The sequence below is a fragment of the Streptomyces sp. NPDC093064 genome (assembly GCF_044754605.1).
GTDB lineage: Bacteria > Actinomycetota > Actinomycetes > Streptomycetales > Streptomycetaceae > Streptomyces.
This window is the reverse complement of the sequence record NZ_JBIVPK010000048.1, coordinates 37,964-60,343: the sequence shown is the minus strand read 5'-3', so window position 1 is coordinate 60,343 and position 22,380 is coordinate 37,964. Positions and strand designations below refer to the sequence as shown.

The following is a 22,380-nucleotide window of genomic DNA, read 5'->3' as shown; positions in this document are numbered from 1 at the left end:
CTCGGCCAGATCAGCCCGATCACTTACGAACAGCGATCAACTACGCTGGCCACCACCGCATAACAACCGGTGTCCACGATCAAGGGTGAAGCCCCGTCTCCACGTCCGTCTCTGCGTGAGCGGGCGCTCCCAGTGCATGGACCGCGTCGCAGGCCGCGAAGTACCTGTCTCGCCAGGCATCGCTTACGAAGCGGCCTACATCGGCCTGGTTATGGGTCGCGGTCTGGGACACGGCGGCCACCTCCGGGTGCGGAATCTTTGTGGTACGAACGTATCACGTTGTTGATACGTCTGTATCATCAAGGCTGAGAGCCGACCATGGGAGACAACAAGCGGAGGAGCGGTCGATGCCCAAGCGCGTGGACCACGCAGAGCGGCGTACCGAGATCGCGGAGGCGCTCCTTCGGGTGGCGGTGCGACGCGGGCTGCATGCCGTGGGCATGCGCGATGTGGCAGCGGAAGCGGGCGTGTCGCTGCGGCTGGTGCAGTACTACTTCGAGACCAAGGAGAAGCTGCTGCTCTACGGGCTGCAGCATCTGGCCGAGAGGTTCGGGGAACGGGCCACCACCCAGGTCCGGGCCGCCGGCCGCGATCCGGGACCGCGCGCGCTGATCGAGGCGATGCTGATGGCAGCATTGCCGACCGACGAGGAGAGTCGCACCTTCCACCTCGTCTACACCTCGTACGCCGTGCTGTCCGTCACGGACCGAGCGCTCGCCGACCAGCCCTTCATCAAGAACCCTGATGCCGCCGAGAGCGCCCTGGCCGAACTCCTCCGGCAGGCAGAGGCGAGTGATCTCACTCAGCCCGGTGTCGACGCGCAGTTGGAAGCCGTCAGCCTGCTCGCCATGTCCGCAGGACTCGGCACCAGCATCCTCGTCGGCCAGCGCAGCCCGGAGTCCGCCGCCACAGTCCTGAACCACCACCTGGACCGGATCTTCCAAGGAAGCCTCACCGACGCGGGGACGGGGACGCGCGAGTGAGGTCCGAGCCCCCAAGCCCGCTGCACCGGCCGCGCCCCTTGTGACAGCTTCGACGCCGCCGTGCACCACTGCACATATGAGGAGGTGAGACCGATCAGCGCTGTGACTAATCGGGGCTCCCTGTTTTGCATGGTCTAGGGAGCGCCTCGGCTGTGGTCTGAAGGGCGACGGCAGTGCGGGCGCTCCGCCGGTCGCGTATCCGATTGCTGGTTCCGACACGTGGGCGGATCACTGGAACTGCGACGCCACCCAGACCTCGACTCTGAAATGCGACCCGGACACGGGCGCCCTGTGGGCGCCGCCTGAGCACTACTCGATCGATGACCACATCTACATCGACCACATGGCCCCATCGAGGTCCGCTACATCCTGACTATTGACGGCTCGATCGTCGGTGTCCGGCCGCTGTGGGGCATCCTCACCGCGTTCGGGTCGGCCCGGCGCGAGCGGTACGTCGGCACCACCTCCGACGCCTTTTACCGCATCCCTGCGAGCCAGATCGCGTTGTACCCGGCTGGCTGCCGTCCTCGGCGCGGCCCCGAAATCGACGTCCTCACCCGCCATGTCCGGTCCTTCGGCACGGCCTATACCGGCTCCTCGTGCACGTCAATCTCAAAGGGCGCGCGTTCAAGCAGCAGTTCGAGATGCCTCTCCATCGTGGTGAACCACTGGCCGAGGTCCGCATCGGTGTCATGAAAGAACCACGAGTCGAAGCGCCCCAGGGCGTCCAGGGCGGGTTCGGGCTCATAGCGCAGTTCGCAGTGGACCTGCACGTAGTGGTCATGCTCACCGTCGACATCGCTGATGTCGAACTGTCGCGTGAGGTCCACCGTGAACATCGGTCGCCCGCTGAAGGCGTACGTGCCGTATTGGAAGAGCAAGCCGTCGGAGTCGGGTATGGCTGCTGTGTCAAAGCGCTGCCGCCCGAATCGCATGAAGGCCAGCCATGCAGCTTCAGTGGTCAACTCGGTCGTCGTCGATCGCCCAGCCGCCAACTCGGCACGCAGGATATCGATGGCTTCCTCCAGCCGCGGCCTGTTGGGCACGCCAGCTCTCCTCCGTACCGTCGCGATCAATGCGCTCGGGGACGTAGGAACAGTGGTCGGCTGCTTTGTGGTGATCGACCGCTCGGCCGGTTCATGCCTGGAACTCGGTGAGGTCGATGGCGTGAACGCGCAGCGGGTAGCCGTACACCGGGTGGGCCGTCTCCCGCTCGGGCGCCATGCCGAGCTTGCGGATGACGTTCTCGGAGGCGTTGTCACCCACCCGGTTGATGCTGATGACGCGGTCCAGGCCGCGGTCCTGGAGAGCGAACTCCAGTGTGGCGTGGGCGGCTTCGGAGGCGTATCCCTGGCCCCAGAACTGTGAGCCGATCCGCCAGCTGATCGCCACGGCGGGCATCACCTCCGGCAGGAACTCGGGCACGGACAGTCCCGTGAAGCCGATCAGTTCGCCCGAGGCCAGCAGCTCGACGGCGAAGAGTCCGAAGCCCTCCTCGTCCCACTCCTCCTCCCACCGTTCGATGTCCTCGGCCGTGTGGGCCAGGTCGCGTACCGTGCCGTCGTCGATCCAGCGCATGACCCGTGGGTCCGCGTTGATGTCCGCCATCGGCGCGAGGTCGTCGTCGTGCCAGCTACGGAGGAGGAGACGGGGTGTGCGGATATCGGTCATGCGCCCATCCTGCCGAAGGCAAGGGCCTCATCGGTAATCCGGCGCTCATCTGCGCTGCCGCTGCGGAACCACAAGGCGTCAAGCCGCCTGCAGCAAACACCGTGACGGGTGAAACATCGGGCTGACGGCCGGGTAGACGACGTGCCACGTCGGCAGCGCGGTCGCGAGGTGAGACCGATTCGGCGGCAGCTTGCCGCAGATTCGTGAATCCGCAGGTCAGCCGCTGACTGCGGGGACATTCGTCCAGCACCTGGCGCAGGCGATTCAGTCCCACCAGAACGACCAGTGCGTCCGTTGCGGCAGGCTCGCTGCGTATTCGGGGAAGGGTGTCGGCGGGTCGTCCACGATGTTGTCAGCGGTCGACAGGGCATGCTCCAGGGCAAGAAGGTCGGCGTGCGCCGCGGTCGTCGGCGGGCGAGCAACCGAGACGAACAATCTGCCTCCCATTCCCACCACTCGAGCGCCGAACCGCTCCTCCCAACTGCGCAGCAGCGCGCACACCAGCGGCAGCGAAGCGTCCGTATCCCAGCCGAGAAGTGCCGGGATATCGGCGCTGTGCTGAGCGGGGACCAGCACGAGGCTGCATCCCGCCAACTCGTACGGGTTTATAGCTATGAGGTGGCCGATCGTGCGCGCTGCGGCGTCCGCCGGGGAGGGATCAGCGTCCGTGACCGGCGTCGCCGGTGCCAGACCCGGCCAGGTCTCGAAGGGTGGGCCCGGATCGTGCGGCCACGGCGCGATGCCCTCGGGCACCGGCGCCGGCGTCGGGTCCGTCCACCAGGGCAGACGGCTGCGCCGGTACTCGGCGAAGTCGGAGGCCAGGACATCCTCCAGACGGACAGCGGATATCTCTGCCAGGTCTGTCGGACGGCCGAGGAACGCCCCGCCCAGCAGTGGAACGAGCCCGGTGTCTTCCTGCCCGGACAGCAGGGGCCGCCACACCCCGTCAACGTCACACGGCAGCTCGTCCGCAACCCAGACGCGCGCCGACCCCGATGAGACGAACCGCCCCGGGGGAAGTCCCTCTGGCAAGTCGAAATCCATGCCCGGACGATAGACGTCGGCTCCCTTCGGCCGCACGCGCCCCATACGGCCCCGGGTTGCCGGTGTCGCCACTCGAGAAACCACCATGGCTGGGGCGACCCCCGGAAGGATCGCTCCCGCAGCCAGTGGCTTACCTGTGGATTCACGGAATTGCGGCTGTGGACCAGGCCGCCGCCACGGGGCAGACCACCGAGGGCGTCAAGAGCGCGAGAGCTGCCAGGGTCTGGGCGGGACTTGTGAGCACGGACTACGGCGCCATGCGGCTGACCAGCACCAGTGCCAGCAGCGCCACGAGCGTTCCGGCGGCGATGAACCCGTAGTCCAGCAAGCGCCGTTCCCGGTTGTGGACGAGAATGGCGTCCGGGTTGGCCGGATCGTAGATGATCAGCAATGTGTCGCCGTCGTGCAACGGGCGCCGCCGCGTCGCCGGTACGGGGCTGACGATCTCCACGACTCGGTCGTCCTCCGTGGTGAACTGAAGCAGCGGGCGCGCCGGCGAGGGATCGTCATCACGCCATCCCGGGCTGCGCTTCACCAGTGCCCAGGTCCGGAGGCCGGTCCGCTCGATCCTGCGGGTCTGGCGCAGGCTGGTGATTCCGGCGAGCACCATCGCGCCACCGCCGCAGGCGGCGAACAACGCCATGACGACCGTGTCTCCCACGCTCACCGCGCCTTGCCTCCGCTGGGCTCGAAGCGGTAGCCGATGCCGGGCTCGGTGATGAGGTAGCGCGGATGGGCCGGGTCGGGCTCGAGTTTGTGGCGCAGCGCCGAGATGTAGATGCGCAGGTAGTTGGAGTGCTCGTCGTGGCCCGGCCCCCAGATGTCGCGCAGCAGTTGATGGCCGGTGACCAGCCGTCCCGGATTGCGCAGCAGCGTGGCGAGCAGCCGCCATTCCGTGGGGGAGATGCGAACGGGCTTGCCCCGGCCCGAATCGCCCACCACCGTACAGGCGGTCAGGTCGATGGCGTATACGCCGACAGTGACCGTCCGAGGTCCGCCGGAGCAGGCCGAGCGACGCAGCACGGCACGCAACCGGGCCAGCAACTCCTCCATGGCGAACGGCTTGGTCACGCAGTCGTCGGCACCCGCGTCCAGCACCTGAACGACATCAGCGGGCTCGGCACGGGCCGACAGCGCGATGACCGGTACAGACGACCAGGCCCACAGCCCGGTGATGACGTCGGTGCCGGCGACGTCCGGCAGTTCGAGCTCGATGATGACCGCGTCCGGCGGCATGCGGGAGGCCAGGCTCAGGGCGCTGGTCCCGTCGGACGCGGTGGCGACAGCGTAGCTCTGCGTGGCGAGACTGACTTCCAGCGCGCGCAGCAGCTGCGGCTCGCCGTCCACGATCAGCACGCGTCGCATCATGTCCGCTCACCTCCTTGCGCTGGACGTCCCCTTTCGCCAGGCGTCACGCGGCCTGGTCGGGCGAGGGGGAGCTCGGGGGACAGGACGGCGTGACGCAGGGTGTAGCGGTGTGTGTTCATCGTTACTTCACGGCGGCCAGAGCGTGGTTGAGCTGGACGACGTTGACGCTTTCCTGGCCCAGGAAGCCCAGCGGGCGACCGCTTACGTGCCCCGCGACGAGATTGCGGACCGCGGCCCGGTCCAGCCCACGGGCTTTCGCCACCCGGTTCACCTGCTCGTAGGCGTACGCGGGCGAGATGTCCGGGTCGAGTCCGGAGCCGGAGGCGGTGACCGCGTCGGCGGGAACGCTGTTCGGTGGGACGCCGTCGAACGCGGCTACCGCGGCACGGCGTTGGGCGACGGCTTTGATCAACGTGGCGTTGTTGGGGCCGAGGTTGGAGGCACCGGAGCTGGTCGGGTCATAGCCGGCCTTTCCCGCCGCTGACGGACGGGGCTGGAACCACTTGGGGTCGGGTGCCGGCGTGGTCTGGCCTTTGCGTAGCGGGAGGTTGAAGTTCTGGCCGATGAGGGCGGAGGCGACCGGACGTCCGTTGTCCTTGATCATTGATCCGTTGGCCTGGTGCGGAAAGACGCCCTGGGCAATGCCTGTGACGACCAGCGGATACACGAAGCCCGTGATCACGGTGAACACCAGCAGCATGCGCAACGCCGCCAGGTGGTGGCGGATCACACGGGTGGCAGAGCCAGGCATGGGCCGTCCTCCTTGTCGGTCAGTGCAGTCCGGGGACGAACTGGATGATCAGGTCGATGACTTTGATGCCGAGGAACGGCAGCACCAGGCCGCCAAGGCCGTAGATCCAGATGTTGCGACTGAGTAGCGCAGCCGCTGAGGAGGGCCGGTAGCGGACGCCGCGCAGGGCCAGCGGGATCAACGCGACGATGATCAACGCGTTGAAGATGATCGCGGACGAGATCGCCGAGGTCGGGCTGTGCAGGCCCATGATGTTGAGATGGTGCAGCCCCGGGTAGACGCTGGCGAACATCGCAGGGATGATCGCGAAGTACTTGGCGATGTCGTTGGCGATGGAGAAGGTGGTCAACGCACCCCGGGTGATGAGGAGCTGCTTGCCGATCTCGACGATCTCGATGAGCTTGGTCGGGTTGGAGTCGAGGTCGACCATGTTGCCGGCCTCCTTGGCGGCCGAAGTGCCGGTGTTCATCGCCACCCCGACATCCGCCTGCGCCAGGGCCGGGGCGTCGTTGGTGCCGTCGCCGGTCATCGCGACCAACTTGCCGCCGGCCTGCTCCCGCTTGATCAGCGCCATCTTGTCCTCGGGCGTGGCCTCGGCGAGGAAGTCGTCGATGCCTGCTTCTGCTGTGATCGCGGCGGCGGTCAGCGGGTTGTCACCGGTGATCATCACGGTGCGGATGCCCATGCGGCGCAGCTCGTCGAAGCGCTCGCGCATGCCGCGCTTGACCACGTCCTTGAGGTGGATGACACCGAGAATCCGGGCGCTCTCGACACCTGCCTGCCGCACCACCTCGCCGACGACCAGCGGCGTGCCGCCGCTGGCGGAAATGCCGTCGACCAGCGGGCCGACCTCATCGGTGGGGTGGCCGCCGTGGTCGCGGACCCAGCGCATGACCGCGGTGGCCGCGCCCTTGCGCAGCGAGCGGTTGTCCAGCGCGCCGTTGAGGTCCACCCCCGACATCCGGGTCTGCGCGGTGAACGCGACGAACTCGGCGTGCTCCAGCTCACCTTCGGTCCGTGCACGCAGTGCGTGACGTTCCTTGGCGAGTACCACGATCGAGCGGCCCTCGGGTGTTTCGTCGGCGATCGAGGACAACTGGGCGGCGTCCGCGAGCGCTTCGAGGTCGACGCCGCTGACCGGCAGGAACTCGGCGGCCTGCCGGTTGCCCAAGGTGATCGTGCCGGTCTTGTCCAGCAGCAGGGTGTTGACGTCGCCCGCGGCCTCCACGGCACGTCCGGACATGGCCAGCACATTGCGCTGCACCAGCCGGTCCATGCCCGCGATGCCGATCGCGGAGAGCAGCGCGCCGATCGTGGTCGGGATCAACGCGACAACCAGCGCCACCAGGATGACGATGGACTGCTCGGCGCCGGCGAAGATGGCGAACGGCTGCAGGGTTACCACGGCAATCATGAAGATGATGGTCAGCGAGGCCAGCACGATGTTGAGCGCGATCTCGTTCGGTGTCTTCTGCCGGGCCGCGCCCTCCACCAGCGCGATCATGCGGTCGACGAAGGTCTCACCGGGTTTCGAGGTGATCCGCACCACGATCCGGTCGGACAGCACCTTCGTCCCGCCCGTCACGGCCGAGCGGTCACCACCCGATTCACGGATCACCGGAGCCGACTCACCCGTGATCGCGGACTCGTCCACGCTCGCAATGCCCTCGACCACATCGCCGTCACCGGGGATGATCTCACCGGCCTCGACCACGACCAGATCGCCGAGCCGCAGTTCGGTCCCCGGCACCCCCTCGGTGACCTCAGGTGCGCCAGGCTGCCGGGCACGGATGACACGGCGGGCGATGGTGTCCCTCTTCGCCCGGCGCAGTGTCTCCGCCTGCGCCTTGCCGCGCCCTTCCGCCACCGCCTCCGAAAGGTTGGCGAACACCACGGTCAGCCAGAGCCAAACGGTGATCACCCAGGCGAAGACGCTCGGGTTCTTGATCGCGGAAAGGGTGGTCAGCACTGCGCCGACCTCGACCACGAACATCACGGGGTTCTTGACCATCAGGCGCGGGTCGAGCTTGCGCAGCGCGTCGGGGGTGGAGACGAGGAGCAGCTTGGGGTCCAGCAATCCCGCGGAGACCCGATGCCGATCAGTCGCCGACGGGCCCGTCGGTGCCGCGGCTTCCAAGGTGGTGGGCATCAGTGCAACCCTTCCGCGAGCGGCCCCAGCGCGAGCGCGGGCAAGTAGGTGAGGCCGACGACGATGAGGATCACGGCGGACAGCAGGCCGACGAACTGCGGCCGGTGAGTCGGCAGCGTGCCCGCCGTGGTCGGCACCGGCTGCTGCTGGGCAAGCGATCCGGCCAGCGCCAACACGAACACCATCGGCAGGAAGCGGCCCAGGATCATCGCAAGCCCGAGCGCGGTGTTGTACCAGACGGTGTTGACGCTCAGCCCGGCGAATGCGGAGCCGTTGTTGTTGGCAGCCGAGGTGAAGGCATAGAGCACTTCGGAGAAGCCGTGCGGACCATGGTTGCGCATCGCCGCCCGCTCACCCGGCAGGGCCATCGCGATCCCGGTGCCGACCAGCACGATCGCCGGGGTGGTGAGGATGTACAGCGAGGCATACTTCATCTCCCGGCCGCGCAGCTTCTTGCCCAGGTACTCGGGTGTGCGGCCGACCATGAGCCCGGCGACGAAGACCGCCACGATGGCCAGGATCAAGATCCCGTACAGGCCGGATCCGGTGCCGCCGGGAGCGATCTCGCCGAGCATCATGTTGAAGATCGTCATGCCGCCACCGCCCGGCGTGTACGAGTCGTGGAAGGAGTTGACCGCACCGCAGGACGTCAGGGTGGTGGACACGGCGAACAACGCCGAAGCCCAGATCCCGAACCGCTGCTCCTTGCCCTCCATCATGCCGCCTGCCGCGTGCCCGGCCGAACTGCTGACGTTGTGCAGTTCGTTGGCGGTGACGATGGCCACCGACGCGGCCCAGATCAGCGCCATCACAGCGACGATCGCGTAGCCCTGACGGTTGTCGCCGACCATCCTCCCGAAGGTCCGCGGCAGAGCGAAGCCGATCATCAGCAGCAGGTAGATCTCCAGCCAGTTGGTGAACGGGTTGGGGTTCTCGAAGGGGTGGGCGGAGTTGGCGTTGTAGAACCCGCCGCCGTTGGTACCGAGTTCCTTGATGACCTCCTGAGAGGCGACCGGGCCGCCGGGGATGGACTGGTGCTCCCCGGCGATGGTGGTGATCGACTGGATGCCGTGGAAGTTCTCGATCGTGCCTGCGGCGACCAGCACGATCGCCATGACCAACGAGATCGGCAGCAGTACCCGCAGCACGATCCTGGTGAGCTCCTGCCAGAAGTTGCCGACCCGGTCGGTCTTCTTGCGGGTGAACCCGCGGATCAGGGCGGCGACCACGGCGATCCCTACCGCCGCCGACACGAAGTTCTGCACCGCCAGGCCCGCCATCTGCACCAGATGGCCCATGGTCGACTCGCCGGAGTAGGACTGCCAGTTGGTGTTGGTGACGAAGGAGGCGGCGGTGTTGAAGGACTGGTCGGTGCTGACCGGCTTCATGCCGAGGGAGAGCAGCAGATGGTTCTGCAGCCGCAGGAAACCGTAGAGGAACAGCACCGAGACCAAGGAGAACGCCAGCACGCTGCGCAAATAGCCAGGCCACGTCTGCTCGGCGTCCGCGTGCACGCCGCCGACCCGGTAGACCAGGCGCTCCGCCCGCCAGTGACGGGGGGAGGTCAGGACATGCGCCATGTAGTCGCCGAGCGGGCGAAAGGTCAGGGCCAGCGCACCGACCAGGGCGATGATCTGCAGCCAGCCCGCGAGCGTGGCGTTCATGGAGAACCTCTCCAGCTACCTGCCGTGTGGGACGTAGCTAGAACTTCTCGGGGAAGATCAGGCACAGGACCAGATAGATCACCAGGCAGACGGCAACGATCAAGCCGACGACGTTCTCCACGCTCACAGTCGGTTCACTCCCTTGGCGACCAGGCCAATCAGAGCGAACACGGCGATGGCGAGAACGATGAATCCAAGATCCGACATGTGCGACACCCCGTAGCGACGACGGGAAGGGACCGCTCGGCCGCGGCGTGACGATGCAGGGCGTACAGGCCATGGGCGGTGTCGGCGGAAACCGGCTCCCTCCAGAGAACCTCAGTGCTATCCCTCCGGCGAACCCCCCTTAGCAGGGTCCTGACGCCGTCAGGTATCACTTTGACGAAGTCTTGACTCGCGCCAGCAGCCGGTTCAGTGTTTTCAGCCTCAGCCTCCCTGAGGGACACCATCGGCGTATCAGGCCGGGACCCAGCGCGCATCGTGCAGCGTGCCGATGCGCGCGCTCAAGAGGAAGGTCAGGCCACGGCCCGGGACGTGAGGGGACCCGGGCGCTGCGCACGGTGGCCTTGAGCGCGGTCATCAACCTCACCAGGTCCGTCCCCCCCGCTGGCCGGGGTGGTTCAGGAGAGCCAGTCGCTGTAGTGGGTGGGGGCGATACGGGCGTCGCCCTTGGCAGTGATGACGTCACCGTGGACGGCGGCGAACATGCCCGCGGTGTCATCGGTGACGACCGTACGGCCGTCGGGGTGGGTGTTCAGAGTGATCCGGCCGAGTTCGTCGAGCGAGAAGACGTCGGGCCCGGCGATGTTGCGGGTGCTGTTCAAAGGGGAGCCGGCGGCGACCTCGGCGACGGTGTCCGAGACGTCCTGGGCGGCGATCGGCTGGATCGGGGTGCTGGGCAGGCGGACGGTGTCGCCCTCGGTGGTCGAGGACAGGACGGCGTCGATGAACTCCATGAACTGGGTGGCGCGGACGATCGAGTAGGGGATCGGCCCGGCCTTGAGGATGTTCTCCTGCAGGGTCTTGGCCCGGTAGTAAACGAGGTCGGGCACCTGGTCGGTGCCCACGATCGAGAGGATGACGACGTGCCCGACCCCGCCCTTGTGACTGGCGGCCAGGATGTTGTCCATGGAGGTCTGGAAGAACGTCAGGGCAGCCTCGTCGAAGGTCGGCGAGTTCGTCAGGTTGATGACGACGTCGGCGCCGGCCACCGCTTCCTCCAGGCCCTGGCCGGTGATCACGTCCACGCCCGTGGAGAGCGAGAGAGGCACGGCTTCATGCCCCGCCGCGTTGAGCTTCTTCACGACCTGCGACCCGATCAGGCCGGTACCGCCGATCACTGCGCACTTCATGGGTCACCTTTCGTCGCGCACCAGCGCGGGGCGTCACCCTGCACAGTGACCCGACCCACGCCGCCAACCACGGGCGCGTGATCGCGGACGGATCACGGCCATACCTCCAGGTTGCTACGGCGCCGAGCGCCGCGCATGCCGCCCGCACCATGTCGGGTGGCCGGTGGGATGGCGAGAGGCCCGGCGGTGTGGGAAGGAGTCACCCGACCCCGAGCGCGAGGCCAAGCTCGACCGTATCGAGCACGTCCTGGAGCACTTCCCGGACCGGGTCTTCGCCTTCGACGAGTTCGGGCCCCTGGGCATCAGGCCCACCGCAGGCTCCTGCTGGGCGAAGCAGGGCAAGCCCGAACGTCTGCCGGCCACCTACCGCCGCACCCACGGCGTCACCTACTTCCACGGCTGCTACTCCGTCGGCGACGACCATCTGTGGGGCGTCAACCGTTGCCGCAAAGGCACCGCAAACACCCTGGCCGCGCTGAAGTCGATCCGCGCCGCCCGGCCCGACGGCGCCCCGATCTACATCATCCTGGACAACCTCTCCGCCCACACCGGCGCTAACATCCGCCGCTGGGCGAAGAAGCACAAGGTCAAGCTGTGCTTCACCCCAACCTATGCCTGCTGGGCCAACCCGATCGAGGCCCACTTCGGCCCGCTGCGGCAGTTCACCCTGGCCAACTCCAACCATCGCAGCCACCCCGCGCAGACCTCGGCCCTCCACGCCTATCTGCGCTGGCGCAACGCCAACGCCCGCCACCCCGATGTCCTTGCCGCCCAGCGCAAGGAACGTGCCCGCATCCGCAGCGAGAAGGGCATCCGCTGGGGCCGCCCCCGCACCCAAGCAGCCTGATCACCCCAACCGGCGCACCCTCACGGACAGCGCACTGGCTGGAAGGGGTTGCCCTCTTCCCTCGCGATACGGTGCTGCCATGTCTCTGTCAGTCGAAACTGGATCAGTCTTGTCTCCCGTTACCGCGGACGACGTCGACCTTGCCGTGCGGCTCGCCGTGGGCATCCTTCGGGACGCACCCCCGGAGGGGTGGGGCGGAAAGGCCGGTTCGCTGGAGTAGGACTGCTGGGAGACCGTCGAGCACCTCGCCAACGACCTGTTCTACTACGCCGTGCAGCTGGGGCCGCAGAGCCCGCCGCAGGACACCCATGTGCCTTTCGCGTTGAGCCAGAAGAGGCCAGATGGACCCATGGTCTTCGTCTACGCGGACCGTGCTGCAGGTCCGGCCGGCCTGGTGCAAGTGCTGGAGGCGTGCGGCGCGCTGCTGGTCGCCATGGTGCGTACGACGCCGCCCCGGGTCCGCGCCCACCATGCCGCCGGGGTGTCGGACCCCGGAGGCTTCGCGGCGTTGGGGGTGCAGGAAACGCTGGTGCACATGCACGATGTGGCGGAAGGCTTCGGGCTTGCCTGGACCCCGCCCTCCGCTCTCTGCTCGCGGGTGCTCGCCCGTCTGTTTCCAGAGGCTCCGGGCGGTGCGGATCCCTGGCTCACCCTGTTGTGGGCCACCGGCCGCGCCGAACTGCCGGGGCACCCTCGTCTCACCACGTGGCGCTCGGACAGCACACCGCGGTCATAGGAGCGGATCGGCTTCAGCCGCGGCCAGGCTGATGATCGTGCCCCAATCGAGGCGAGAGCGCACCGGGCCACCCGTCCCAACCGGCAACCCGGCGAACCTATGCGGTCACGGCACTGGACATGCTGGGGGCGTATGGCTGGTGTACGGTCCCAATACCGCTTAGGTGTGTGGACTTCGCAGCCGACGGACAAGCTGGTCGCCGGCCGCGCCGGAGGAGCACGTATGTCCCAGCAGGCAAACATCGCCGCACAGACTGCCTTCGCAGAGGCTGTCATCACCGGCAACCTCGACGCCCTCGACGAGATCGTCACACCCGACTCGATCGACCATGATCCCGCGCCAGGACAGGTGCCGGGGCCCGAAGGGTACAAGGCCATGTTCGGCGAGTTGCGAGCGGCCTTTCCCGACGTGCACGTGGAAGTGGAGCATCTGGTGGCTACCGGCGATGAGTTGGCCTTCGCCTACATCATCACCGGGACGCACCTGGGACCGCTGATGGGGCAACCGGCGACCGGCAAGAAGGTGCGCTACCGAGGCATGCAGATCAGCCGCTTCAACAGCGACGGCAAGCTCGTCGAACGCTGGGGCAGCAGCGACGAACTCGGCATGCTGCGTCAACTCGGCCTCGCCGCGATGTGACCCCGCGAGCGGGCGTTCGCGACGACACCGAGAACGACCAGCCCGCGGGCTGTCGGTCCCTTTCGCACTGGGCCAGTACCGGCCGTGCCGGGGAGCTTTGCAGGTGAGGTGGCCGAGCAACGAGGTCGGCGGCAGAACCCGGCACGAGGAGGACTGCGGTGACGAAGCATGAAGCGGGCTCCTCCGGAGCCTGTGCACCGGGGCTCTTGTGCGTTGTCAGTCCTTCTTCGGTGGCCGAGACCGTAGAGCGGCTCAAGCGGGCCTTCGAGGCCGGCGGGATGACCTTGTTCTCGGTGGTGGATCACAGCGAAGGGGCCCAGAGCGTCGGGCTGACGATGAATGACACCCAAGTGCTGATCTTCGGTAATCCGAAGGGCGGGACGCCGGCGATGGTGGCACGACCGCTCCTGGCATTCGAGCTCCCACTCAAGGTCCTGGTGTGGGACGACGGCAACGGCCAGGTACGCGTCGCCTACCAGGACGCGGCCGAGCTGGGACGCCGCTACCAGGTCCCGGCGGAGCTGATGACGCCTCTGTCAGGCGTCGGCGGTTTGGTGCGGGCAACACTTGAGGGATGACAGGGTGTGCTCAACCCGTGGTCGACTGACGACAGGGCCTGGGCTCAGTGCCCAGCGCTCTGACCGCCGTCGACGTGCAGGATCTCCCCGGTGACGAACGCAGCGTTCTCGAGGTAGATGATCGCTTGGACGACATCGCCAATCTCACCCATCCGGCCAAGCGGGTGGAGCTTGGCGAGGGCCTCGTGCGTCTCGGGCGGGTGCATCGGGGTGCTGATGACGCCGAGCGCGACGGTGTTGACCCGGATGCCGCGGGCCGCGTACTCGATCGCCAGCGCCTTGGTGACCGCATTCACGCCGCCTTTGGTCAGCGACGCGAGTGCTGAGGGCGACTGCGAACTGGCGTGGTCCACCAGGCTGGTGGAGACGTTCACCACGTGCCCGCCGCCGTCCCGGGAGAGCATCGCCGCGACGGCGCTGCGGGAGACTTCGAAGAAGCCGCGCAGGTTCACGCCGGCGATGAAGTCGTAGTCCTCGTCGGTATAGTCGGTGAACGGCTTGGCGACGAAGACTCCGGCGTTGTTGACCAGGGTGTCGATTCGGCCGAACTGCGCGAGGGCCGCCTCGACGATACGGGCACCGGTGCCCGGCACGGCCAAGTCGCCCGGGACAGCCAGCACACCGGAATCGCCGGACTCACCAATGGAGCGGGACGTCGCGACGACAGCGTAGCCAAGCTCGCGATACGCCGTGACCAGCGCAGCGCCGATCCCTTGGGAGGCGCCGGTGATGATCGCGACCCTCTGCAGCGTGTTCATAACCGGATCATCGCCTGCTTTCCTCTGGTCGGCATGCGCTGGTGGACAGGCTGTCCGAGCAGGGAAGCGTCGTGGCCACGGGCCGGACCAGGCCGGATCGACCAAACCTGTACCGTGTTCTCTCACTCGGATGCTCCGCCCGTCTCACCCTGTCGGCCCCTGCCGCCGGGCCTCACGCCGCGGATGGAGCAATGCTCGGGAGGCGGGGGACCTCATGGAAAGGAAGGCCTGCATGACGGCATCTGTGGTGCTCGGCCTCATACGTCGCACAAGTCGGACACCTTTCATGGTCGCTGGGTGCGCGATGGCTCTGTGCACGTCCGCGGCGGTCCCGACGGCCGCCGCCGGCGACACGAGCGGCGGCAAACCCACCGTGGTCCTGGTGCACGGGGCGTTCGCGGACGCCTCCAGTTGGAACGGTGTCATCGCGCGACTCGAACGCCGCGGCTATATGGTCGTGGCGCCCGCCAACCCGCTGCGGAGTCTGTCCAACGACTCGACCTACATCGCCTCGGTGCTGGACAGCATCAAGGGCCCCATGGTGCTGGTGGGCCACTCGTACGGCGGCGCCGTCATCAGCTCGGCGGCAGCCGGCAACCCACGGGTCAAGTCCCTGGTGTACGTGTCAGCGCTGATGCCCGACAAGGGCGAGAGTGGCGATGCACTGTCCGCCCGATTCCCCTCTCCACTCGCCACCGCCACCAGATCGGTCCCCTACCGAGCCGGCGGCGTCAGCGGAACGGACCTGTACATCCGGCCGGACAAGCTCCACGAGGTCTTCGCCGCCGACCTGCCGCAAAGCATGACGAAGTTGATGGCAGCCACCCAACGGCCTGCCGCGGCAGCAGCGTTCTCCGAGAAGGCCAAGGCGGCAGCATGGCGGTCCATTCCGTCCTGGGCCCTCGTCGCGAAGCAGGACAAGACCATCAACCCGGATCTGGAACGCTTCGAGGCGAGGCGCGCCGGTTCTCACACGGTGGAGATCGACTCCTCCCACGTGGCCATGATCTCCCATCCCGACGCGGTCACCGACCTCGTCCTCCAAGCCGCCGCGGCCGCCGAACCCGCCCACACTTCGCGGGCGGCCTCCTAGAACACGGACACGCGTCGTGCAGCGGAGGCTGTGACCAGGGGCCTCCGGCGCGCGGTCACGTGACCGATGGCGCCCGCGCCAGGCGGCACGCAGGCTGGTGACATGGACACCATCGCGCTCGGACCCGTGGAGATCACCCGTGTGCTGGAGCTGCCCGCCAGGGGCCGCGCCCGCGACTACGTCTTCCCCGATGTGCCCGTCGAGCACTGGCAGGCGCACGAGAAGTGGCTCACCCCCACCTTCCTGGACCCGGCCGCCGACGAGGTCCACATGATGATCCAGACCTGGCTCATCCGCAGCGAGGGCCGGACGATCCTGATCGACACCGGCATCGGCAACGACCGGGAGCGCCCGGCCATGCCGTCCTTCCACCATCTGCACACCAACTACCTCGGAGAGCTGGCCGCAGCGGGCGTCCGCCCGCAGGACGTGGACACGGTGATCTGCACCCATGTCCACAGCGACCACGTCGGCTGGAACACCTGCCTGACCGACGAAGGAGAGTGGCGACCGACCTTCCCCAACGCCCAGTACGTCATCTCGCGTGCCGACTTCGACTACTGGAACCCGGCCAACGGACACCGGACCCGCTCCGGCCGCCAGATGGCCAACGTCTTCGAGGACAGCGTCGCTCCGGTGCACCAGGCGGGACAGACCGTGCTGTGGGAGGGCGACCACTACGACATCGACACCCAGCTCCGTATCGAGCCCACCCCCGGCCATACGCCCGGCTCCTCCGTCGTATGGCTGCGGTCGGGTACGGATCGAGCGGTGTTCGCCGGGGACCTGTTGCACAGCCCACTGCAGATCGCGGAGCCGGACGACTGCCCCAGCTTCGACGAGGACGAACCCCGCGCACGGATCAGCCGACGCCGGGTGCTGGGGGAGGCCGCGGACCGGGGCGCCCTGCTGTTCCCCGCGCACTTCCCCGGGCCGGGCGCAGCCGAAGTGCGACGCGTCGGCGACCGTTTCGCGGTGAAGGAGTGGGCGGCATGGCGGTGAGGGCGTTGCGCCGCAATCTCGCGGCGCTTGGCCCTCCACCCCCTGTTTCCGGGCGGGCAACTCGTCGGCTGAGAGCACAAGAACGCCCGCCGAATGACCTGAATGCGCGGCCCGGCCTCCTCAGAGCCGCTGTTGCGATCACGCGGGTGATCGGTATGGAATGAATCGCCGAACGCCTGCTTGCCTCCGACTGCTTGGCCTGCTTGCCCGGTGCACAGCCGGAGGCGGACACCGGATCCTCAAACCGTGACGCTCTGGGAGAATTCATGGCCTCGAAGCCCCCTGTTCCCCCGTTCACCCGGGAGAGTGCGATCGAGAAGGTTCGCCTCGCCGAGGACGCATGGAACACCCGGGACCCCGAGCGTGTGGCCCTCGCCTATACGGTCGACAGCCGCTGGCGCAACCGTGCCGAATTCGTCAACGGGCGCGAGGAGATCGTCGCCTTCCTCACCAGGAAGTGGACCAGGGAGCAGGAGTACCGGCTCATCAAGGAGTTGTGGGCCTTCGAGGGGAACCGCATCGCCGTACGCTTCGCCTACGAGTGCCACGACGACTCGGGCAACTGGTTCCGCTCGTACGGGAACGAGAACTGGGAATTCGACGAGCAGGGCCTGATGCGGGTCCGCCTGGCATGTATCAACGACCTCCCGATCAAGGAAGAGGAACGCACGTACCACTGGCCCCTTGGCCGTCGCCCCGACGACCACCCGGGGCTGAGCGACCTGGGTTTCTAGTTCTCGGTCTGGAGTTGGTTCTGCGCGGTGGTGGGGGAGGCGACGACGCCGGCCAGGGAGAGGACGGCGACCGCGATGAGGAAGTAGGCGGGGGAGTAGGGGCTGCCGGTCCAGGAGATCAGCCATGTCCCGGCGTAGGGTGCCACGCCGCCGAAGAGCGCGGCGCCGACGTTGAAGGGGAGGGCGAAGCCGAGGTAGCGGGAGCCGGTGGTGAAGGTCTCGGCGAAGAAGGCCGGGAAGACTGCGTCGTTGAGCGAGAAGATGGCGAGGAAGACGACGAGCACCACGGTCGAGACGGCGATTCCGCCCAGGGACATCACCATCATCAGCGGATAGCTGAGCACGGTCAGGAGGACGGATGCCGCAAGGAGCATCCTTCTGCGGCCGAACCGGTCCGACAGCGCCGCGGTGCAGGGGATGATGGCGATGTAGCAGGTGAGCGCGATGGTGACCACCAGGTTGGAGTCGGCCTCGCTCATGCCGGTCTCTTCGATGAGGTAGGTCGGAATGTAGCTGAGGAGCAGATAGTAGCCGCCGGCGTTGAGGGCCATCACCAGCAGCAGGCGCCCCATTTTGGGCAGGGAGGCCTTGAACGACCGGCTGCGTCTCGGCGCGACGGATGCGGCCTTCTCCCGATCGGCGAGCTTGCGGAACTCGGGGGTGTCCTCGAGCCGGAACCGCAGGTAGAGCCCGACGATCCCCAGCGGTCCGGCCACGAGGAACGGCAGCCGCCAGCCCCACGACTCCATGGCGGTGGTGGAGAGGTTCGCGTACATCACGGTCGCCATGACGGAGGCGATGAGAAAGCCCGCTCCGGAGCTGAGCGGCACGAAACCGGTGAGCAGTCCGCGCCTTCTGTCCGGGGCGTATTCGGCGATGAACGTTCCGGCGCCCGCGTATTCGCCGGCGGCGGAGAAGCTCTGGACGATCCGCAGCAGCAGGAGGAGCGCGGGGGCGGCGAGGCCGATGGCGGAATAGCCCGGGACCAGGCCGATCGCGAAGGTCGCCCCGGACATCAGGACGATGGTGGTCCCCAGGATGCGCTTGCGGCCGAGCCGGTCCCCGAGGGCACCCCACAGCAGCGCGCCGAAGGGCCTGACGAGGAACGCGAGCCCAAATACGGCGAACGTGCTGAGCAGGGCGACGGATCGGTCTGCGGAGGGGAAGAAGACGGCCGCGATGGTCGTGGCGAGATAGCTGTAGGAGGCGTAGTCGAAATACTCGATGAGGGTGCCAAGGCCGCTGGCGGTGATGACGCGGCGCAGGACCGCACGGTCCTGGTCCTGCGGTGCTGCGACATGGGTGGGGACGGACAACGGGGGTCTCCTTCCTCCGAATGGCCCGGCATGGCTCGGCGAGGGGGCATCCGGAAGCGGTGAGGGCTACTGGTTATGCGGTGGGGCCCTACGATTCCCAGGGACGGCGCGGTGGCCTATCGCCCTGCCGGACCGGCTCGATGACGGCGTTGTCCATGGCGTACATGGCTGTCAGTCCCTGAAGCCGCGCGCTTTGAGAGCCAGCCAGAACTCCGTCTGCGCGTCGACGTTGTCCAGGCTGCGGCCGGTGATCTGGGTGAGCCGGTGCACGCGGTTCCTGATCGTGTGCCGGTGCACGCCGAGACGGAGGGCGCACGCTTCGACCGAGCGGTTCTCGGCCAGCCAGGTGTGGAGCGTCTCGAGGAGGACGTCGCCGTTGGCAGTGGCGTCGATCGGTGCGAGGACGGCGTCGGCGAAGGCGGTGAGGTACTCGTTGTCGGCGACACGCAGGAGGAACTCGTGGGCGGCCCCGTCGACGAAGCCCACGAGGGAGCCGATGCGCTTGCTCGTCTCCAGCGCCGCCCGGGCCTGCCGCAGGGTGCGGGCGGCGCCGGCGGGGGAGACGGCGGTCCCGACGCCCACCGGTGCGTCCACCCCGTACTCCTGAAGCAGGCGTTCGGGGTCCTGGGTCGCGAGGCCTTCGACGAGTCCCTCGTGCACCCTGAGCAGGGGGGTTCCGAGAACGACTGCGAGATCGTCCAGGAGCACCTCGGCATGGGTCTGCGACGTCGCCTCGACGACCACACCCCACAGGGTGGAGGCGCTGATGCCCAGCCCCCGCAGGAAGGCGCGGGCCCGTGTGTCGTCGTCGAGGGTCAGCAGGCGCGCCAGGCGTTGGGCACGCCGGCGGCGTTCTGGTTCGTCGAGGAACCAGCGCCGCTCGAACTCCAGGGCGAGCAGGGACAGCAGGGTGGGTACGGCGAGGTCGGCCATGGACAGACCGCCGTCGCAGCGGGCGAGGTACCCGCGTACGGTCGTCTCTCCCGCGAATGGGGACACCGCCATGGTGGCGGGTGCGCCGTCGACGGCGACGCTTTCGCAGCGGCCCAGGGCGGGCGGGTTCGCCCGCACGCGCGTGGCGATCGCCTCGGCGGCCGCGGCGGGCAGTCCGGGGTTCTTGCCCAGCAACCGGCCGACACGGTCGAAGACTCCCGCGTGCTCGCCGGTCGAGCGCTGCCACTCCTGCAGCAGCGCGTCGACGGTGCCGCCGCGGGCGACGATCCGGGTCAGTCGCACCTGCAACGCGAAGGAGTCCTGAACGGTGACGCGTTCGGCTTCGACCTGGCGGGCGATGATCGATTTGGTGATGTGCGGGAAGGTCGTCGTGGCCGGCGCGGACAGCAGCGGGAGGTCGTGCTCCCGGGCCAGGTCGACCAGGAAACCCGGGACCTCGCGCAGTGGCGCGCGGGGGCCGATGCCCAGGATCAGGCCCGCCGCCCCGAGTTGGGCGAGTTCACCTATGTAGCCCGCCCACGCCTCGGGTTCCGTGCCCAGCAGGGCTCCGCTCGTCATGACGATCTCGCCTCCCTGGAGCCATGTCCCGGGGAGCGGAAGCTCGGCGGCATGGGGTGCTGCGATGACGGCGTCCATCCGGGACCCGGCGTGTTCGACCGCGAGGTGCAGACCCTCAAGGCCGGCGACAGCGGCCACAGTGAGCAGGTGGGCTGTGTGGTTCATGGCCGGATCGTACGAGGGCCCCGCATCACCCGAGGGGCCATCTCAACCGGCGGACTTGTACGCCGGGGAGATGGTTGCCGCAGCCCGGGCCGCCATAGCGTCCAGGCGTCGGAACCGGATGCGCCGCCACAGCGAACCCGCGGTGGCGGCGACAGACGCACAGCATGGGAAGGGAAGCGACTTGATCAAGCAGAACGAGTACTACGAGGGCCAGGTGCGTAGCCTCGAATTCGCCAATACCCAGGGCAAGTTCACGGTCGGCGTCATGGAGCCGGGCGAGTGGACGTTCGAGGCTCCGACCCGCGAGTGGATGATCCTCATCCGCGGCTCCTGGGACGTCAGGCTCCCCGGTTCGTCGGAGTGGAAGACCTTCGGCGAGGGCGACACCTTCCAGATCGAGGGGGATGAGTCCTTCACCGTCCGCATCTCCGACACGGTCGCCTACCTCTGCCCCTACACCTGAGTTCCCCTGCCCGGACACGCTCGGCGGTCTCCGCCATACCGACGGGATGACGAGCACCACCGCCGAAGCGGGAACCGCCCCACCCGGTCCGGAGCAAAGGCAGGAGCTGTGTGTCGGCGGACCGCTTCCGCCCGAATGCGCGGACGGAAGCGGTCGCAGACCTGTGTCGACGGCCGGCGAGACCTCCAGCAGGCGCTGATCGCCAGTTGCTCCCTGCGCTGTTCCCCAGGCTTCCACGCGTGAGTGAGCGCCCACGGCGGTGACCCGTGGCCACCGCCGATATGTGCGCGCCGGGGTTCGCGGTCACTGGCGATGGGCGCGCCATTCGGGGGCGAGGATCGCCCACATCTCCTTGTCGTGACGGGTGCCGCCGTAGGGCCAGTACTCGCGCCGCACGCCCTCGTGTGTCATGCCGAGCCGCTTGGCCACGGCGGAACTGCGCTCGTTGTCGGCTCGGCAGTGCCACTCGGCCCGATGCATCCCCCGGGAGGTGAACGCCCACTCCAGCAAGGTGCGGCACGCCTCCGTCACCAGGCCGTGGCCCTCGGCGGTCGGCTCCAGCCAGCAGCCGATCTCGCACGAACCCCAGGCGGCGTCGAAGGCCACGAACATCACGCCGCCGACCAGCACGTCGTCGAGCCAGATTCCGTAGAGGCGGGCGCCGTCCGCCGCCTGGCGTTCGGCGTACCGGCGCAACGTGGCCCGCGCGCCGTCGAGATCGTCGGTGACGAACGCCGGCCCGACCCACGGCCGGATGTGCTCGCGAGCCCGGTCCATATGGGCGGCGAACTCCTCGGCGTGCCATATCTCGAGCGGACGCAGGTGGGCGTTGTCCCGCAGCGGGAGGGAGAACATGGTGACCCCATTCACACAACAAGCGTTATGGTTATGTACGGTAGCAGCATGCCACGCACCAAGGGGGACCACGAGGCCCGCCGCCGCGACGTCTCCGAAGCGGTCTGGCGGGTGCTGGCCGCGCACGGCTTCCGCGGACTGACGATGCGCGCCGTCGCCGCCGAACTCGACGCGACCACCGGCCTGCTCACCCACTACTTCCCCACCAAGCGCGACCTGGTCGCATACGCCCTCGACCTGCTCGAAGTGCGCAGCGACTCCCGTCTTCGGCGTACCGCGGGGGAAGGGATGTCCGCCGTGAGGGCCGCTCTGCTGGACATCCTGCCGCTGACCGGCGAGGCCACTGTCGGCAACCGGATCTGGGTGTCCTCCTGGGACGCCGCGCTCGCCGACCCCGAGCTGAGCATCGACTACGCCCGCAAGTACGCGCGAAGCCGCGACAAGCTGCGCGACCTGGTCGCCGCAGCCCAACATCTGGGCGAACTGCCCACCGGAGACCCGGCCCGCATCGCGGCCGGGGCCCAGTCCTACGTGCTCGGTCTGGTGGTGCAGGCACTCTTCGACCCCGAGGCGTTCCCACCCCACCGCCAGATCGAGCTCCTCGACGACTACCTGGCGACGTTGGCCTCCCCGCCCCCGTCCGGCGACGGCGACGCGGCCTCATCCTGATGCCACGGACCGAGGCAGGCGAGCAAGTGGG

At 68.0% G+C, this 22,380-nt stretch carries 22 protein-coding genes and 3 pseudogenes; 10 read left to right on the top strand and 15 right to left on the bottom strand.

Annotated elements, in window-relative coordinates:
* Window positions 1-94: 94 nt before the first annotated feature.
* Window positions 95-232, bottom strand: a pseudogene (locus ACIQFZ_RS35395) (alpha/beta hydrolase); the annotation flags it as partial.
* 115 nt (window positions 233-347) lie between these two features.
* On the opposite strand from ACIQFZ_RS35395, the gene ACIQFZ_RS35390 reads away from it, so the two are divergent.
* Window positions 348-983: a TetR/AcrR family transcriptional regulator gene (locus ACIQFZ_RS35390; protein WP_365429362.1), complete on the top strand. Its 636-nt coding sequence runs from the start codon at window positions 348-350 to the stop codon at window positions 981-983.
* Between the two features lie 584 nt (window positions 984-1,567).
* Here ACIQFZ_RS35390 and ACIQFZ_RS35385 read toward each other — a convergent pair.
* From ACIQFZ_RS35385 to ACIQFZ_RS35340, 10 genes are all read right to left on the bottom strand, one after another.
* Complete coding sequence (locus ACIQFZ_RS35385; RefSeq protein ID WP_365429359.1) at window positions 1,568-2,029, bottom strand: hypothetical protein; 462 nt, start codon at window positions 2,027-2,029, stop codon at window positions 1,568-1,570.
* Between the two features lie 91 nt (window positions 2,030-2,120).
* Window positions 2,121-2,654, bottom strand: a complete 534-nt coding sequence (locus tag ACIQFZ_RS35380) for a GNAT family N-acetyltransferase (RefSeq protein WP_402693157.1) — start codon at window positions 2,652-2,654, stop codon at window positions 2,121-2,123.
* Window positions 2,655-2,918: 264 nt separating this feature from the next.
* Entirely contained in the window at window positions 2,919-3,596 is a 678-nt protein-coding gene (locus tag ACIQFZ_RS35375) for a DUF4253 domain-containing protein (RefSeq protein ID WP_402693156.1), read from the bottom strand.
* 349 nt (window positions 3,597-3,945) lie between these two features.
* The gene (locus ACIQFZ_RS35370; protein ID WP_402693155.1) at window positions 3,946-4,341 is read right to left on the bottom strand and encodes a DUF3592 domain-containing protein; all 396 of its coding nucleotides are present in this window, start codon (window positions 4,339-4,341) and stop codon (window positions 3,946-3,948) included.
* A 20-nt stretch (window positions 4,342-4,361) separates the two neighbouring features.
* Window positions 4,362-5,063 (bottom strand): response regulator, encoded by a 702-nt coding sequence (locus ACIQFZ_RS35365; RefSeq protein WP_402693159.1) that lies wholly within the window; start codon window positions 5,061-5,063, stop codon window positions 4,362-4,364.
* Between the two features lie 124 nt (window positions 5,064-5,187).
* Window positions 5,188-5,817, bottom strand: a complete 630-nt coding sequence (gene kdpC / locus ACIQFZ_RS35360) for a potassium-transporting ATPase subunit KdpC (protein WP_365433766.1) — start codon at window positions 5,815-5,817, stop codon at window positions 5,188-5,190.
* Window positions 5,818-5,836: 19 nt separating this feature from the next.
* Window positions 5,837-7,966, bottom strand: a complete 2,130-nt coding sequence (gene kdpB / locus ACIQFZ_RS35355; protein WP_365774882.1) for a potassium-transporting ATPase subunit KdpB — start codon at window positions 7,964-7,966, stop codon at window positions 5,837-5,839.
* Window positions 7,966-9,630 (bottom strand): potassium-transporting ATPase subunit KdpA, encoded by a 1,665-nt coding sequence (gene kdpA, locus ACIQFZ_RS35350; RefSeq protein WP_402693154.1) that lies wholly within the window; start codon window positions 9,628-9,630, stop codon window positions 7,966-7,968. The genes kdpB and kdpA overlap by 1 nt, the downstream gene beginning before the upstream one ends.
* Window positions 9,631-9,667: 37 nt before the next feature.
* A complete protein-coding gene (kdpF, locus tag ACIQFZ_RS35345; protein ID WP_365428009.1) occupies window positions 9,668-9,757 on the bottom strand; it encodes a K(+)-transporting ATPase subunit F in 90 nt (29 codons plus the stop codon).
* A 493-nt stretch (window positions 9,758-10,250) separates the two neighbouring features.
* Window positions 10,251-10,982: an NAD(P)H-binding protein gene (locus ACIQFZ_RS35340; protein WP_365428006.1), complete on the bottom strand. Its 732-nt coding sequence runs from the start codon at window positions 10,980-10,982 to the stop codon at window positions 10,251-10,253.
* A gap of 193 nt (window positions 10,983-11,175) precedes the next feature.
* Between ACIQFZ_RS35340 and ACIQFZ_RS35335 the strand changes: the two are divergent.
* From ACIQFZ_RS35335 to ACIQFZ_RS35320, 4 genes and pseudogenes are all read left to right on the top strand, one after another.
* Window positions 11,176-11,829: pseudogene (locus tag ACIQFZ_RS35335) on the top strand (transposase); the annotation flags it as partial.
* A gap of 79 nt (window positions 11,830-11,908) precedes the next feature.
* Window positions 11,909-12,565, top strand: a pseudogene (locus tag ACIQFZ_RS35330) (hypothetical protein).
* A gap of 222 nt (window positions 12,566-12,787) precedes the next feature.
* A complete protein-coding gene (locus ACIQFZ_RS35325) occupies window positions 12,788-13,204 on the top strand; it encodes an ester cyclase (protein WP_402693153.1) in 417 nt (138 codons plus the stop codon).
* A gap of 158 nt (window positions 13,205-13,362) precedes the next feature.
* Complete coding sequence (locus tag ACIQFZ_RS35320; RefSeq protein WP_365774873.1) at window positions 13,363-13,782, top strand: DUF302 domain-containing protein; 420 nt, start codon at window positions 13,363-13,365, stop codon at window positions 13,780-13,782.
* 44 nt (window positions 13,783-13,826) lie between these two features.
* Here ACIQFZ_RS35320 and ACIQFZ_RS35315 read toward each other — a convergent pair whose 3' ends face one another.
* Entirely contained in the window at window positions 13,827-14,540 is a 714-nt protein-coding gene (locus ACIQFZ_RS35315) for an SDR family NAD(P)-dependent oxidoreductase (RefSeq protein ID WP_402693152.1), read from the bottom strand.
* Between the two features lie 304 nt (window positions 14,541-14,844).
* Here ACIQFZ_RS35315 and ACIQFZ_RS35310 point away from each other — a divergent pair, with 304 nt between their 5' ends.
* The 3 genes from ACIQFZ_RS35310 (at window position 14,845) to ACIQFZ_RS35300 (ending at window position 17,369) form a co-directional block, all read left to right on the top strand.
* Window positions 14,845-15,633 (top strand): alpha/beta fold hydrolase, encoded by a 789-nt coding sequence (locus ACIQFZ_RS35310; protein ID WP_402693151.1) that lies wholly within the window; start codon window positions 14,845-14,847, stop codon window positions 15,631-15,633.
* A gap of 102 nt (window positions 15,634-15,735) precedes the next feature.
* Complete coding sequence (locus ACIQFZ_RS35305; protein ID WP_402693150.1) at window positions 15,736-16,635, top strand: MBL fold metallo-hydrolase; 900 nt, start codon at window positions 15,736-15,738, stop codon at window positions 16,633-16,635.
* Between the two features lie 266 nt (window positions 16,636-16,901).
* Window positions 16,902-17,369: a nuclear transport factor 2 family protein gene (locus tag ACIQFZ_RS35300; RefSeq protein WP_365427986.1), complete on the top strand. Its 468-nt coding sequence runs from the start codon at window positions 16,902-16,904 to the stop codon at window positions 17,367-17,369.
* On the opposite strand, the gene ACIQFZ_RS35295 is transcribed toward ACIQFZ_RS35300, so the two are convergent.
* Window positions 17,366-18,685 (bottom strand): MFS transporter, encoded by a 1,320-nt coding sequence (locus ACIQFZ_RS35295; protein WP_365774866.1) that lies wholly within the window; start codon window positions 18,683-18,685, stop codon window positions 17,366-17,368. The two genes, ACIQFZ_RS35300 and ACIQFZ_RS35295, sit on opposite strands and share 4 nt — an antisense overlap.
* A 171-nt stretch (window positions 18,686-18,856) precedes the next feature.
* Window positions 18,857-20,362, bottom strand: coding sequence for a PucR family transcriptional regulator (locus ACIQFZ_RS35290; protein WP_383059552.1), 1,506 nt, complete (start codon window positions 20,360-20,362; stop codon window positions 18,857-18,859).
* Between the two features lie 181 nt (window positions 20,363-20,543).
* On the opposite strand from ACIQFZ_RS35290, the gene ACIQFZ_RS35285 reads away from it, so the two are divergent.
* Entirely contained in the window at window positions 20,544-20,825 is a 282-nt protein-coding gene (locus tag ACIQFZ_RS35285; RefSeq protein ID WP_361412911.1) for a pyrimidine/purine nucleoside phosphorylase, read from the top strand.
* Between the two features lie 303 nt (window positions 20,826-21,128).
* On the opposite strand, the gene ACIQFZ_RS35280 is transcribed toward ACIQFZ_RS35285, so the two are convergent.
* Window positions 21,129-21,680, bottom strand: a complete 552-nt coding sequence (locus ACIQFZ_RS35280) for a GNAT family N-acetyltransferase (RefSeq protein WP_383059590.1) — start codon at window positions 21,678-21,680, stop codon at window positions 21,129-21,131.
* A gap of 48 nt (window positions 21,681-21,728) precedes the next feature.
* Between ACIQFZ_RS35280 and ACIQFZ_RS35275 the strand changes: the two genes are divergently transcribed.
* The gene (locus ACIQFZ_RS35275; protein ID WP_383059549.1) at window positions 21,729-22,349 is read left to right on the top strand and encodes a TetR/AcrR family transcriptional regulator; all 621 of its coding nucleotides are present in this window, start codon (window positions 21,729-21,731) and stop codon (window positions 22,347-22,349) included.
* Window positions 22,350-22,380: the final 31 nt, after the last annotated feature.